The following is a 13,228-nucleotide window of genomic DNA, read 5'->3' as shown; positions in this document are numbered from 1 at the left end:
GGCTCAGGCCAACTGACCCATCTCGCTGGCGAACCCGGACCGGCCCTCCGGCGGCTCCTGCGCAGCCGGATATGCAGCGCGGAGCCGCCGCTGTGCCGCCGGGCTCGCCGCGAGATGGTCCAGCCCGAGCAGCGCCGCACCGAGAACCGGTGGGGCGACCACGATTCGAGGTTCCGCCAGCGGCGCGGCGGCGGCCAGCCGAGCCCGGACGTTGTCGATCAGCAACGGTTGCCGCGCGGCCAGCACACCACCGCCGAGTACCACGGGCGTCGGCTCGTCGAGCAGTTCGAGCTTGCGCAGGGCGACGAGCGCGAGGCGGGTGATCTCGTCGGCTTGCCGATCGATCAGCCGCAGCGCGGTCGGGTCGCCCGCTTCCGCGGTGGCGAACAGCACCCGGACCAGCTCGTGTAGCCGGTGTTCGGCCAGCTGGCCGAGGTGGATCGCCTCGGCGACCGCGTTGGCCCCGGTCATCCCGAAATACGCGCCGATGGCGGCGGACAGCGCCGTCGGCTCGCCCCGGCCGTCCTCGGCCCGCGCGGCGTACCACATTGCGGCGGCGGCCATTCCGCCGCCACCACCCCAGTCTCCGGTGAGCACGCCGAGCGCCGGGAAGCGCGCGGTCCGGCCGTCCGGTCGCAGTCCGGCGCAGTTGATTCCGGCGCCGCAGACCACCGCGACGCCGCACGGACCGTCGGTACCGGCCCGCAGCAGGCCGAAGGTGTCGTTGGCGACGCCCACCGAGAGCCCCCACGGCCGGCCCGCGATGGCGGCGTGGAAGCGTCGCTCCTCGATGGGCAGATCGACATTGGCCATGCAGGCGCTCACCCGGGTGGTGAGCACCCGCGCGCGGGTGAGCCCGGCCTGTTCGGCCACCGCGTCGACCAGCGGAGTGAGCCCCGCGATCGCCTGCTCGGCCCCGTCCCGATAGGGCTGATAGCCGCCGCCGCGGGCCGCGGCCAGGACCGTTCCGTCGAGCGCGACCAGGGCGACGTCGGTCTTGCTGTTGCCCGCGTCGATCGCGAGGACGCCCGGAACCTGCTCGTTCTGTGGGAGTTTCATCAAACGCTTCCCCCGCCAGCAATGCACGGTGTTGGTCGGCATGGTCACGCCCAGCTCAGGTGCGCGCGGTTGTGCGCGATCAGCCGGTCGGTGAGCTGGTCGGCCAGTTCGAACTGGCCGACCAGCGGATGGGCCAGCAGCGCGTCGAAGACGAGTTCGCGCCCGCCTTCGACGGCGGCCCGCAACGCCAGTTGTTCGTACGCGGTGACGTGCGCGATCAGTCCGCCGAAGCGCGGGTCGAGTGGCGGCTGCGGTAGTGGACGGACGCCTGCCGCGTCCACCCGCGCGGGCACCTCGATCACCGCGTCGTCGGGCAGCGACGGGAGGGTGCCGTCGTTGCGGGTGTTGACCACTTGCACGCCCGCGGCCGCGCCGGTGCCGAGCAGCGCGGCGATCAGCTGCACCGCGGCCTCGGAATAGAAAGCGCCACCGCGTTTTCCGAGCAGTTCGGGTTTGGTGTCCAACGCCGGGTCGGCGTACATGGTGAGCAACTGCCGTTCCAGCTCGGCCACCTCGGCGGCCCGGGAACCCTTCGCGCGCAACTCCTCGACGACCGTGTCGTGCTGATAGAAGTACCGCAGGTAGTACGACGGAACGACGCCGAGGTGCCGCAGCAGCTCGACCGGCAGCCGGGTATCGGCCGCGATGTCGGCGCCGAAATCGGCGAGCAGCTTGGGTAGCGCTTCGTAACCTGTTGCCGCGCCGGGACTGTCGAGCACGGTGACGCCGCGCTCCCAGGTGAGGTGATTGAGGCCGACGTGGTCGAGCTGGACCAGCTCCGGCTCGACGCCCAAGTGCCGGGCGAACTTTCGCTGGAAATCGATGGCCACGTTGCACAGGCCGACCGCCTTGTGCCCGGCGGTCTGCAACGCCCGGGTGACGATCCCGACCGGGTTGGTGAAATCGATGATCCAGGCGTCCGGGTTGGCCCGGCGAATCTGTTCGGCGAGTTCGAGCACCACCGGAACCGTGCGCAGCGCCTTGGCCAGACCGCCCGCGCCGGTGGTTTCCTGTCCGACACAACCGCATTCGAGCGGCCAGGTCTCGTCTTCGTTGCGGGCGGCCTGTCCGCCGACGCGCAGCTGGAGCAGCACGGCATCGGCACCGTCGGCGCCTGCCGCGACGGACGAGGCGGTGGACACCCGCACCGGATTGCCCTGTTTCTCGAACATCCGGCGGGCCAGTCCGGCGATCAGCGCCAGCCGTTGCGCCGCCGGGTCGATCAACACGATCTCGTCGATCGGCAGGGTGTCGCGCAGCCGCGCGAACCCGTCGATCAGCTCGGGTGTGTAGGTGGAACCGCCGCCGACGACGGCCAATTTCAGTGCGGGCATCAGCCTTTCACCCCTGTCAGTGTCACGCCTTCGATGAAAGCCTTCTGCGCGAAGAAGAAGATGATGATCACCGGCGCCATCACCAGTACGGTGGCGGCCATGGTGAGATTCCAATTGGTGTGGTGTGCGGCCTTGAAGGACTCCAGTCCATAACTGAGCGTCCACGCGCCGGGGTTCTCGCTGGCATAGATCTGCGGACCGAAATAGTCGTTCCAGCAATAGAAGAACTGGAACAGCGTGACGGCCGCGATGGCGGGCCGCGCCATCGGCAGCACGATACGCAACAGAATGCGTAGTTCGCCGCAGCCGTCGATCCGCGCGGCCTCGAGATAGTCGTCGGGAATGGTCAGCAGGAACTGGCGCAGCAGGAATATCGAGAACGCCTCGCCGAAGGCCAGCGGAATGATCAGCGGCCACAGCGAGCCGGTGAGATGAAACTGCTTGGACCACACCAGATACATCGGGATGACGGTGACCTGCGGGGGCAGCATCATCATCGAGATGACCGCCATCAACGCCAGATTGCGGCCGCGGAACCGGAATTTCGCCAGCGCGTAGGCCGCCGGAATGCTGGACAGCAGGGTCAGCGCGGTGCCTGCCCCGGCGTACAGCAGGGTGTTGCGCCACCAGCCGAGGAAGCCGGGCGTCTGCCACACCTCGACGTAGTTGCGCCACTGCCACTGCGCGGGCCACAGATCCGAGGTGAGGGCCTGCCGATCCGTCATCACCGAGGTGAGGAAGACGAACACGAACGGCAGGATGAACAGCAGCGCGACGGCGATCGCGAGCGAGTGCAGCGCCACCCAGTTCAGGACGCCTTTGCGACGTGCGCCCCTGGCCTCGATCGGATCGGCGCGCACGGGCACCGGCAGCGTCGTGGTCATGGTCATCGCTCAGTCCTCCTGCAGGAAGCCGGATCTGCGCCGCAACAGCAGCGAGGTGAAGGCCATCGACAGGCCGAACAGGATCACCGCGACCACGCACGCCGAGCCGATGTCGAAGCGCTGGAACCCCAGGTTGTAGACCATCTGCGGCAGCGTCCAGGTGGAGCCGTGCGGGTAGCCGGGCTCGAACGGCTCACCGGCGCTGCCGATCTTGCCGCTGGCCACCTTCCCGGCGACGATGGCCTGGGTGTAGTACTGCATGGTCTGGATCACCCCGGTCACCACCGCGAACAGGATGATCGGCGTGATGTTGGGCAGGGTGACGTACCGGAACCGGTGCCACGGCCCCGCGCCGTCCAGTTCCGCCGCCTCGTACTGCTCGCGGGAGACGTCGAGCAGTGCGGCGGTGAAGATGACCATCAGATCGCCGATGCCCCACAGCGCGAGCATGGTCAGCGCGGGTTTGGACCAGGTGGGATCGGTGAACCAACCCGGTTGCGGCAGGCCGATACTCCCGAGCAGGTGGTTGACCGGTCCGGTGCCGGGGTTGAGCAGGAACGCGAACGCCATCGTCGCGGCCACCGGCGGTGCCAGATACGGCAGGTAGAGCACCGTGCGCAGCAACCCCGCCCCGGTCTTGAGCTTGGTGACCAGCAGGCCGATCCCGAGCCCGAAAACCACACGCAGCGAGACCATCACCACGATCAGCCACAGCGTGTTGCCGAGCCCTTTCCAGAAGTACGGGTACTTGTCCAGGACGTAGTTCCAGTTCTTCAGGCCCGCGAAGGTCGGCGCGGCGAAGCCGTCGTACCGCATGAACGAGAAGTAGACCGTGGACAGCAGCGGGTAGGCGAAGAAGCAGGCGAAGCCGATCAACGCGGGGGACAGGAACGCGAGGGTGCGGACAGTGTCCCTGCGGCGCTTGCGTTTCAGCGCCGCGGGGACGGTCCGGTGCCGGAGTGCCATCGCCCGGTCACTTCGCCTGGTCGATCGCCTCGTCGATCTCCTTCGCGGTGGCGGTCAAGCCCGCGCGCAGGTCGGGCTGTTTGCCCGCCTCGTACTCGTAACCGAAGTTGCGCAGCGAAAGCTGGTACGCGCCACCGTTGATGCTCGACGGGGTGGTGGACGAGTGCGGGTTCTTCGCGATGTCGAGAAAGGTCTGGAAGTTGGCGTCGACCTTCAGTTGGGGCGAGCTGAGCGCGGCAAGGGTGCTGGGCACGTTGTGGATGGCGTTGGCGAAGTTGACCACCGCGTCCGTGTCGGTGGTCAGGAACTTGACCAATTGCCAGGCAGCGGTTTGCTTTCGGCTGGAATTGGCGACGCCGATGATGGTGCCGGTCTGATAGCCGCGCCCGTAGGTGGCGGCTTGATCGTCGGGGACCGGGAAGGGCGCGGTGGCCCACTCGAAGCTCACCGGGTCGACGGCGAGCGAGGCGGTCCGCCACTCGCCGTCGAAGGACATCGCCACCTGGCCGGTGTGGAAGGGGTTGTTGGCGCTGAACTCGTCCCCGAAACCGGTGCGGTACTTCTCCAGCTTGTCGAAGCCGCCGAGTGCCGCGATCATCCGTTTCTGCCACTCGAACATCGCGGCCACCCGGGGATCGGTGGCGATATTGGACTTGCCGTCGGGGCCGAAGTAGTCCGCGCCGTACTGGCCCAGGTAGTGCATCACCGAGGTCTCGTAGCCGTGATAGTTCGGCATGAAGCCGAGCTGCCGGAAGGTATCCCCTTCGGGGATGGTCAATTTCACGGCGGCGGCCTCGAACTCGCTGAACGTCTTGGGTGGCGCGGTGATACCGGCGGCGGCGAAGGCGGTCTTGTTGTAGAACAGGCCGTAGGTGTCACCGAGCAGCGGCAACGCGCACTGATTGCCTTGGAAGCGGGTGTATTCGAGCATTGTCGCCGGGAAGGTGGCCACCGGGTCGATGTCGTCCTTGCGCAGGAACGGTGTGAGGTCGGCCCACACCTTCGCCGAACAGAACTTGCCGACCTGGTCGGTGGTGAAGGAGGACACCACATCCGGCGCCTCCGGGCCGCCCGCCCGCAGCGCCTGTTCGCTCTTGTCGTCGGCGATGTTGCCGACCACCTTCACGTCGATGTTGGGGTGCAGTTTCTCGAACGCGGCGACGTTGGCCTCGATGGCCTGCACCTCGTTGTCCTGGCTCCAGCCGTGCCAGAAAGTGATGGTCACGTCCTTGCCCTCGGCCGAACCATCGTCGCCGCCACCGGAATTGGTGCCGGTACAGGCGCTGACCAGCAGGGCGACGGTGGTGCATGCGGTGAGCGCTGCGAGTGTTGTTCTACGCATGGGGCGGTACTCCTGGCGTCGATCAATGAGTCGAGAAGACGGCGTCTCTCGTAGTGGCCAAGGCGCGCTGGAGCGCTCCGTGCAGCACCGGCGAGCCCGGCACGGTGCTGGAGCGCACCTCGGTGCGCGGCATAGTGAGTTCGTCGAGTGCGTCCTGTACGAGTGCGCGCAACCGTTCGCCGCCCGCGCTCGGCATCGCGCCGGCCAGGATCAGCACCTCCGGGTCGACGACCGAGACGATGCTGGCGAGGCCGAGCGCGAGCCGGTCGGCGAGCTCGCGCAAGAAGGCGTCGCCGGCGTCCGGCGTCTCCAGCGCCTCGGCCACGACCAGTGCGGCGGTCGGCGCCGTGAGTCCGTGCCGGCGGGCGAGCGCCAGCACGCCGGGCGCCCCGGCGAGTTTCTGGAATCCGCCCGAGTTCTTCCGGCGGACATCGTGCACCACCGGTGCGCCGGGCAGCGGCATGTAGCCGACTTCGCCTGCGCCGCTGTGGAAACCGCGATGCAGCCGACCGGCGATCACGATCGCCGCGCCGACGCCCTCGCCGGTCCAGAGCAGCGCGAAATCCTCGCACCCCTGCGCTGCGCCGTGCGCCTGCTCGGCCATGGCGGCGAGGTTCACGTCGTTCTCGATCGAGACCGTGGTGCCGATCGCGGCTGCAAGTTCGGCGACGAGCCTGGGGGAGTGCCAGCCCGGCAGGTGGGTGGCGTAGCGCAGCTTGCCGGTGGCGGGGTCGAGCGCGCCGCCGATCCCGATCACCACCTCGCGCACCGCGCCCGCGGCGAGTCCGGCCAGTCCGATCGTCTCGGCGACGGCCTCGGCCACCTTGGTGAGCGTCTGCGCGGCCTGCCAGCCCTTGGTGCTGACCTCGTGCTCGGCCAGGGTGGCGCCGGTGATGTCGGCGACCGCCAGTCGGATCGCGGTGTTGGTGACGTCGACCCCTGCCACGTATGCCGCGGCTGGATTCACTTGGTAGAGCTGCGCGTTCGGGCCCGGCCCACCCGCCGCGGTGCCCACCGGCACGACCAGTCCGGCGGCCTCCAGGCGGCCGAGCAGTTGGGAGGCGGTCGGTTTGGACAACCCCGTCAGCGTGCCGATCTGGGTGCGCGAGAGCGGGCCGTTGTCGAGCAGCAACTCCAGGGCGGCCCGGTCGTTGATCGCGCGCAGCAGGCTCGGCGTCCCGGCGAGGGGGTGTCGGGGATAGGTCATGCGATACACCCCATTCCGGATCCGGCGGCGACGCCCGGATGAACTATTAGGAAAGTTTCCAATTGATGTGAGCTAGGACACTAAACCAGGCTCGACCGCATGTCAATCGCTGTGCGTGTCGAATGGCCAAGTACTGGAGGCCGACTCGTCAACTGCGCAGTCCGGAACGTTCAACTCGCGGTTATATCGTTCGGCTGTAACCGATGCGCAGCAGACGGAGACCCCATGCTCGACCCGCGACTTCGGACCGCCTGGCTGGCGAATGTGGCAGTCGGCGCGGCGACGGTGTCCGTGCGGACCCCGATCTATCTGCGGCCCGCCGCCCGGCGCACGGATTCGGTACGCAGGCACCGTGATTCGATCGTCGCGTCGGACCTGGAGGTGGTGACGGTCACCGCGGACTCGGTGATCCTCACCTGGACCACCCGCAGGCGCGACGGCGCCGGTCGGCTGCGCCCCGTCCCCGCCGACACCGAGGTACGGCTGGCCCCGGTGGACGGGCGGGGCCGGCCGCGCACCCGCTACCTCGACGCGACGCCGACTCCCTATCACTATGCCGAGGTGACCGGACTGGAGCCGGGACGCGGCTACCGGTTCGAGGCGTACTCGAACGGCCACCGCGCCGGACCGGCCCGGACGCTGGTGACCCGCCAGTCCGGAACCCCGGAATCCACCGGTGTTTTCACCACCGCGCCGCCGCCCCCGGGCCGGCTGCTGCGCACCCTCGCGCTGGCCAACGACGTGCACTACGGCGAGCAGGTCAGCGGTCTCGTGCTCAGCGGGTTGCCCACCGGCCTGCGCCACGACACCGGCCGGTATCCGGAGGTCATGCTCGATGCCCTGCTCGACGACGTGCGCAGGCCCGACCGCGCGGCCGATCACCTGATCCTGGCGGGTGACCTCACCGACAGCGGCACCCTCGAGCAGTCGCGGGGAGTCCGGGCCCGGTTGGATTCCTGGGGTGTGCTCGGCGCGGACTACTTCGTCTGCCGGGGCAATCACGACAAGCCGCAGGAGCGGCGCGGAGTACGAACCGACCACTGGGGCAACGTGTTTCACGCCCGGCAACAGCTGGTCGAGTATCGACTGGGCGGCCTGCGCCTGATCGGGCTGGACACCACCCGGCTGCGCGGGTCCGGTGGCACCATCGTGGCGCCGCAGCTCGATCGGCTCCGCGACATCCTGTTCGCCGACCCGGACTGTCCCACCGTGGTTTTCGGCCACCACCCGGTGACTTCGCATGCGGCGGTGAGCAACCCGGGTGGCCCGGGGTTCGTGCTCGACCGCGCCAATGCCGGTGCGCTGCAGGCCGTCTACCGCGCCGCACCGGGAGTGTTCATGCAGCACAGCGGCCACACGCATCGCAACCGGGTGAACCGCCCGGATGCCGGGACCGGTGTCGAATTCCTCGAAGTCGCTGCGGTGAAGGAGTATCCGGGCGGGTACATGCTGCTGCGCCTCTACACGGGCGGCTACACGCTGAACTTCTACAAGACCCGCTCGACCGCCGCCCGCAGCTGGAGCACCCGCACCCGCCGGCAGTACTTCGGGCTGCATCCCGACCACGCCCTCGGCAGCTGTGCCGACCGCAACCACGGCGCTCGCCGCGACTTCTCCGGTGTGGACCCGCGCTGAACAGCGGATTCGCCGAGCCCGGGACACGGTGAAACGCCACTGGGTATGATCCGTCGAACAGTGGTGGCGGGCATGTTCATCCGGATCGGGAGGGACTGTGGTGGGGGATTACGCGACGATCTTCGATCGGGTGCGCGGCTCGTTACTCGGTGGCGCCGTCGGTGACGCGCTCGGCTGGCCCATCGAATTCCTGCGGCTCGAACAGATCCGGGCACAGCACGGCTCCGACGGCGTGACCGGTTTTCTGCCCGCGTATGTCCGCGACGAGGCGCAGCAGATCACCGACGACACCCAGATGACGTTGTTCACCGCGGAGGGACTGCTGCGCGCGACGCCCGGCGTGGACGCGCTGCCCGCGCTGCGCCGGTCCTACCTGCGCTGGTTGCAGACCCAGCGGCAGGAGGAACCGGCGGCGCACCCCGACGGCTGGCTGGCGAGCCTGCCCTTCCTGTACGCGGTGCGTGCGCCGGGGAACGCGTGCATGTCGGGGCTCGGCAAGCAGGCCCGCGGGTACATCGCGCCGAGCCCGCTGGGCGAGTCCGGTCCGGTGAATCCCGAGTCGAAGGGCTGTGGCACGGTCATGCGCTCCGCGCCGTTCGGCTTGGCCGGAATGGGTTCGGAGCGCGCGTTTTCGCTCGCCGCCCAAGCGGCCCAGCTGACCCACGGCCATCCCACCGGCTACTTCGCCGCGGGTGCGTTCGCGGCGCTGATCGACCGGGTGGTGAGCGGTATCGAATTGCCGATCGCCCTGCAGCAGACCCTTGCTCAGCTGGCGGAGTTCCCGAAGGCCGCGGAAACCGTCGGCGCGCTGGAACGCGCCATCGAGGCGGCCGAAACTCCCGCCACCGCCGAACAACTCGAAACCGTGGGCGCGGGTTGGATCGCCGAGGAATGTCTGGCGATCGCGGTCTATTGTGCGTTGCATGCGGCCAAGACGGGCGATCCGCGTGCGGCACTGCTGCTTTCGGTCAACCACTCCGGCGACTCCGACTCCACCGGCGCGGTCGCGGGCAACCTGATCGGCGCCGTGCACGGGCTGTCGCAGCTGCCGATGGATCTGGTCGCCGCGGTCGAGGGCCGTGACGTGCTGATCCAGGTCGCCGACGATCTCGTGATGAACTACGGGCTGGGCGACCGAGCCGCGGTCGCCATCCGATACCCGATCGACGAGGGTCTCTGAGTTTCCACCGCGCCCGCAGCCCCGCACACCGGGTCGGCGTGCAGGGCTGCGGGGGAGTGGTCGCTGTCCGGTGTGCCGGTCAGCGCACCGGGTCAGGACAGCTCGAAGCGATCCAGGTTCATCACCTTCACCCAGGCGGCGATGAAGTCGCGCGCGAACTTCTCCTTCGCGTCGTCGGTGGCGTAGACCTCGGCGAGCGCGCGCAGTTGCGAGTTCGAGCCGAAGACCAGATCGACCCGGCTGCCGGTCCAGCGCACCGCGCCGCTGTCGCGATCGGTGCCGTCGTAGCTGCCCTCGTCGCCCGCCGGCGCCCACCGGGTGCCCATGTCGAGCAGATGCACGAAGAAATCGTTGCTCAGCACACCCGGGTTCGCGGTGAACACGCCCGCCGCGGACTGTCCGTGGTTCGCGCCGAGCACGCGCAGTCCGCCCACGAGGACCGTCATCTCGGGCGCGCTGAGGGTCAGCAGGTTCGCCCGATCGATGAGCAGATACTCGGCAGGCAACCGATTGCCCTTGCCCAGGTAGTTGCGGAAGCCGTCGGCCGCGGGTTCCATCGCGGCGAAGGACTCCACGTCGGTCTGCTCCTGCGTGGCGTCGGTGCGTCCCGGCGTGAACGGCACCTCGAGCTTGTAGCCCGCGCTCTCGGCCGCCTGCTCGACCGCTGCCGAACCGGCCAGCACCACCAAATCGGCGAACGACACCCGGGTGTTGCCGGTCTGGGCCGCGTTGAACGACTCCTGGATGCCCTCGAGCACCGGCAGCACCAGCGTGAGCTGGTCGGGTTCGTTGACCTCCCAGCCACGTTGCGGCTGCAGCCGGATGCGTCCGCCGTTCGCGCCGCCGCGCTTGTCACTGCCGCGGAACGACGCCGCCGCCGACCAGGCGGTCGAAACGAGCTGTGCGACAGTCAGGCCCGAGGCCAGGATCTGGCTCTTGAGCGCGGCGATATCGGCCGCGCCGATCAGGTCGTGGGTGACGGCCGGAATCGGGTCCTGCCACAGCAGCGTCTCCTGCGGCACCAGCGGACCGAGGTAGCGCACGACCGGTCCCATGTCGCGGTGGGTGAGTTTGAACCAGGCCTTGGCGAACTCCTGCGCCAGTTCCTCGGGGTGTTCGAGCCAGCGGCGGGTGATCCGCTCGTAGCTCGGGTCGAAGCGCATCGAGAGGTCGGTGGTCAGCATGCCCGGCTGCTGGGTCTTCGCCGGGTCGTGCGCGTCGGGCACCAGGCCCGCGCCGCCGCCGTCCTTGGGAATCCACTGGTGCGCGCCCGCCGGGCTCTTGGTCAACTCCCACTCGTAACCGTAGAGCGTCTCCAGGAAGCTGTTGTCCCAGGCGATCGGGGTCGGCGTCCAGGTGACCTCGAGACCGCTGGTGATCGCGTCCTTGCCCGCGCCGGTGCCGAACGAGCTCTGCCAGCCCAGGCCCTGCTCTTCCAGTGGTGCGGCCTCCGGTTCGGGACCGACGTGCTCGGCCGGGCCCGCGCCGTGCGCCTTGCCGAAGGTGTGCCCGCCGACGATCAGTGCCGCGGTCTCGATGTCGTTCATCGCCATCCGGGCGAACGTCTCGCGGATATCGATGGCGGCCGCGAGCGGATCCGGATTACCGTTGGGGCCTTCCGGATTCACGTAGATCAGACCCATTTGCACTGCGGCCAGCGGCTTTTCGAGATCGCGGTGGCCGCTGTAGCGGCCGTCGCCGCCGAGCCAGGTGTGCTCGGGACCCCAGTAGACGTCCTCCTCCGGCTCCCACTGATCGACCCGGCCGCCGCCGAACCCGAAGGTCTCGAAGCCCATCGACTCCAGCGCGACGTTGCCGGCGTAGACGATCAGGTCCGCCCACGAGAGCTTCTTGCCGTACTTCTGCTTCACCGGCCACAGCAGACGGCGGGCCTTGTCCAGGCTCGCGTTGTCGGGCCAGCTGTTCAGCGGCGCGAACCGCTGCATGCCCGCGCCCGCGCCGCCGCGTCCGTCGCTGACCCGGTAGGTGCCCGCCGAGTGCCAGGCCATCCGGATGAAGAACGGCCCGTAGTGCCCGAAATCGGCCGGCCACCAGTCCTGCGAGGTGGTCATCACCGCTTCGATATCGCGCTTCACCTCGGCCAGGTCGAGGGTCGCGAACTCCGCGGCGTAGTCGAAGTCCGGGTCCATCGGGTTGGCGACAGCCGGGTTCTTCTGCAGGATCTTCAGGTTGAGCTGGTTCGGCCACCAGTCACGGTTGCCACCGCCCTCGGCCGGGTACTTGAGACGACCGGCCACCGGGCAACCGCCTGCGGCGGGTTCCGTGTTCGCCTCGGCGATGGGCGGGTGTTCTTCGGGCACGGATATTCCTTTCGCGATGCCTCGGGCTGCGGGTCTCGCGCACGAGACACCCCGAAGTTGTGGATATGTTCAGAAGTATGAATCATTCCAGTCTTGGCCGGGTGGTTTTCTCCGGATTGCTCGAAGAGCGCACGTCGATCGGGTGCCGGGGGTGTCGCACGGCCGCGTTCCGGCGAATAATGACCGAAGTGTGACGCCCGGCTGCACGGGGACTTTCCGGATCGGACCGTTCGTTGTACGGGAAGCCGATATGAGGAGGTCATGTGGCACAGGAATACAACCGGAACCCTGCGGCGGTCTCCGCGCTGTCGCCGGAGCAGTACCACGTCACCCAGGAGAACGGGACCGAGCGCGCGTTCACCGGCGAGTACTGGGACAACCACGAGCCGGGGATCTATGTGGACGTGGTGTCGGGCGAGCCGCTGTTCGCCTCGGTCGACAAGTTCGACAGCGGCTCCGGCTGGCCGAGCTTCACCAAGCCGATCGATGCCGCGAACGTGGTCGAGAAACGGGACTTCAGTCATCTGATGATCCGGACCGAGGCCCGCTCGGCGCATGGCGACAGCCATCTCGGGCATGTGTTCAAGGACGGCCCGCGCGCCGCAGGCGGCCTCCGGTACTGCATCAACTCGGCGGCACTGCGGTTCATCCACCTCGACGACCTCGAGGCGCAAGGGTACGGACAGTACAAGGCACTTTTCACGAAGGAGGACGCGTGAGCGACACGCGAAAGGCGATTCTGGCCGGCGGCTGCTTCTGGGGCATGCAGGAATTGATCCGCAGGCAGCCCGGGGTGGTGTCGACGCGCGTCGGCTACACCGGCGGCAGCAACGACCACCCGACCTATCGCAATCACCCGGGTCACGCGGAGGCCGTGGAGATCGTCTACGACCCGGCGCAGACCGATTACCGGGCGCTGTTGGAGTTCCTCTTCCAGATCCATGATCCGACGACGAAGGACCGGCAGGGCAACGACATCGGCAGCAGCTACCGCTCGGCGATCTTCTACCTGGACGACGAGCAGAAGCGCGTCGCGCTGGACACCATCGCCGACGTCGACGCGTCGGGCCTGTGGCCGGGCAAGGTCGTCACCGAGGTGACCCCGGCGAGTGAGTTCTGGGAGGCCGAGGCCGACCACCAGGACTACTTGCAGAAGTACCCGAACGGCTACACCTGCCACTTCCCCCGTCCGGGCTGGAAGCTGCCGAAGCGGGCGGCTGCCACGCAGTAACCGCGGTCGAACGAGTTCCGGCCGGTACCCCTGTCCCTGGGGTACCGGCCGGAGTCGTTGTACGGCAGG

11 protein-coding genes are annotated in these 13,228 nt (G+C 68.5%); 4 read left to right on the top strand and 7 right to left on the bottom strand.

Annotated features, from left to right (window positions below; genetic code table 11):
• Positions 1 to 3: 3 nt before the first annotated feature.
• The 6 genes from NVU01S_RS19485 to NVU01S_RS19460 are packed head-to-tail and all read right to left on the bottom strand — an operon-like array spanning position 4 to position 6,792.
• Entirely contained in the window at positions 4 to 1,059 is a 1,056-nt protein-coding gene (locus NVU01S_RS19485; protein WP_052280356.1) for an N-acetylglucosamine kinase, read from the bottom strand.
• Positions 1,060 to 1,103: 44 nt separating this feature from the next.
• Positions 1,104 to 2,393, bottom strand: coding sequence for a 6-phospho-beta-glucosidase (locus tag NVU01S_RS19480; protein ID WP_156161483.1), 1,290 nt, complete (start codon positions 2,391 to 2,393; stop codon positions 1,104 to 1,106).
• Positions 2,393 to 3,283 (bottom strand): carbohydrate ABC transporter permease, encoded by an 891-nt coding sequence (locus NVU01S_RS19475; RefSeq protein WP_043666689.1) that lies wholly within the window; start codon positions 3,281 to 3,283, stop codon positions 2,393 to 2,395. The genes NVU01S_RS19480 and NVU01S_RS19475 overlap by 1 nt, the downstream gene beginning before the upstream one ends.
• A 3-nt stretch (positions 3,284 to 3,286) precedes the next feature.
• Positions 3,287 to 4,243: a carbohydrate ABC transporter permease gene (locus tag NVU01S_RS19470; RefSeq protein ID WP_052280344.1), complete on the bottom strand. Its 957-nt coding sequence runs from the start codon at positions 4,241 to 4,243 to the stop codon at positions 3,287 to 3,289.
• A 7-nt stretch (positions 4,244 to 4,250) separates the two neighbouring features.
• Complete coding sequence (locus NVU01S_RS19465) at positions 4,251 to 5,585, bottom strand: extracellular solute-binding protein (protein ID WP_043666686.1); 1,335 nt, start codon at positions 5,583 to 5,585, stop codon at positions 4,251 to 4,253.
• Positions 5,586 to 5,607: 22 nt separating this feature from the next.
• Entirely contained in the window at positions 5,608 to 6,792 is a 1,185-nt protein-coding gene (locus tag NVU01S_RS19460; protein WP_043666684.1) for an ROK family transcriptional regulator, read from the bottom strand.
• Between the two features lie 225 nt (positions 6,793 to 7,017).
• On the opposite strand from NVU01S_RS19460, the gene NVU01S_RS19455 reads away from it, so the two are divergent.
• Positions 7,018 to 8,427 (top strand): metallophosphoesterase, encoded by a 1,410-nt coding sequence (locus NVU01S_RS19455; protein ID WP_043666681.1) that lies wholly within the window; start codon positions 7,018 to 7,020, stop codon positions 8,425 to 8,427.
• A 97-nt stretch (positions 8,428 to 8,524) separates the two neighbouring features.
• Complete coding sequence (locus NVU01S_RS19450) at positions 8,525 to 9,607, top strand: ADP-ribosylglycohydrolase family protein (RefSeq protein WP_244467155.1); 1,083 nt, start codon at positions 8,525 to 8,527, stop codon at positions 9,605 to 9,607.
• Positions 9,608 to 9,699: 92 nt separating this feature from the next.
• On the opposite strand, the gene katG is transcribed toward NVU01S_RS19450, so the two are convergent.
• Positions 9,700 to 11,928: a catalase/peroxidase HPI gene (katG, locus tag NVU01S_RS19445; protein WP_052280343.1), complete on the bottom strand. Its 2,229-nt coding sequence runs from the start codon at positions 11,926 to 11,928 to the stop codon at positions 9,700 to 9,702.
• A gap of 263 nt (positions 11,929 to 12,191) precedes the next feature.
• Here katG and msrB point away from each other — a divergent pair, with 263 nt between their 5' ends.
• Positions 12,192 to 12,647 (top strand): peptide-methionine (R)-S-oxide reductase MsrB, encoded by a 456-nt coding sequence (gene msrB / locus NVU01S_RS19440; RefSeq protein WP_014983723.1) that lies wholly within the window; start codon positions 12,192 to 12,194, stop codon positions 12,645 to 12,647.
• Positions 12,644 to 13,159 (top strand): peptide-methionine (S)-S-oxide reductase MsrA, encoded by a 516-nt coding sequence (msrA, locus tag NVU01S_RS19435; RefSeq protein ID WP_014983724.1) that lies wholly within the window; start codon positions 12,644 to 12,646, stop codon positions 13,157 to 13,159. The genes msrB and msrA overlap by 4 nt, the downstream gene beginning before the upstream one ends.
• Positions 13,160 to 13,228 lie beyond the last annotated feature (69 nt).

This window comes from Nocardia vulneris (assembly GCF_001613425.1).
GTDB classification, from domain to species: Bacteria; Actinomycetota; Actinomycetes; order Mycobacteriales; family Mycobacteriaceae; genus Nocardia; species Nocardia vulneris.
This window is presented reverse-complemented; position numbering and strand designations above follow the sequence as displayed.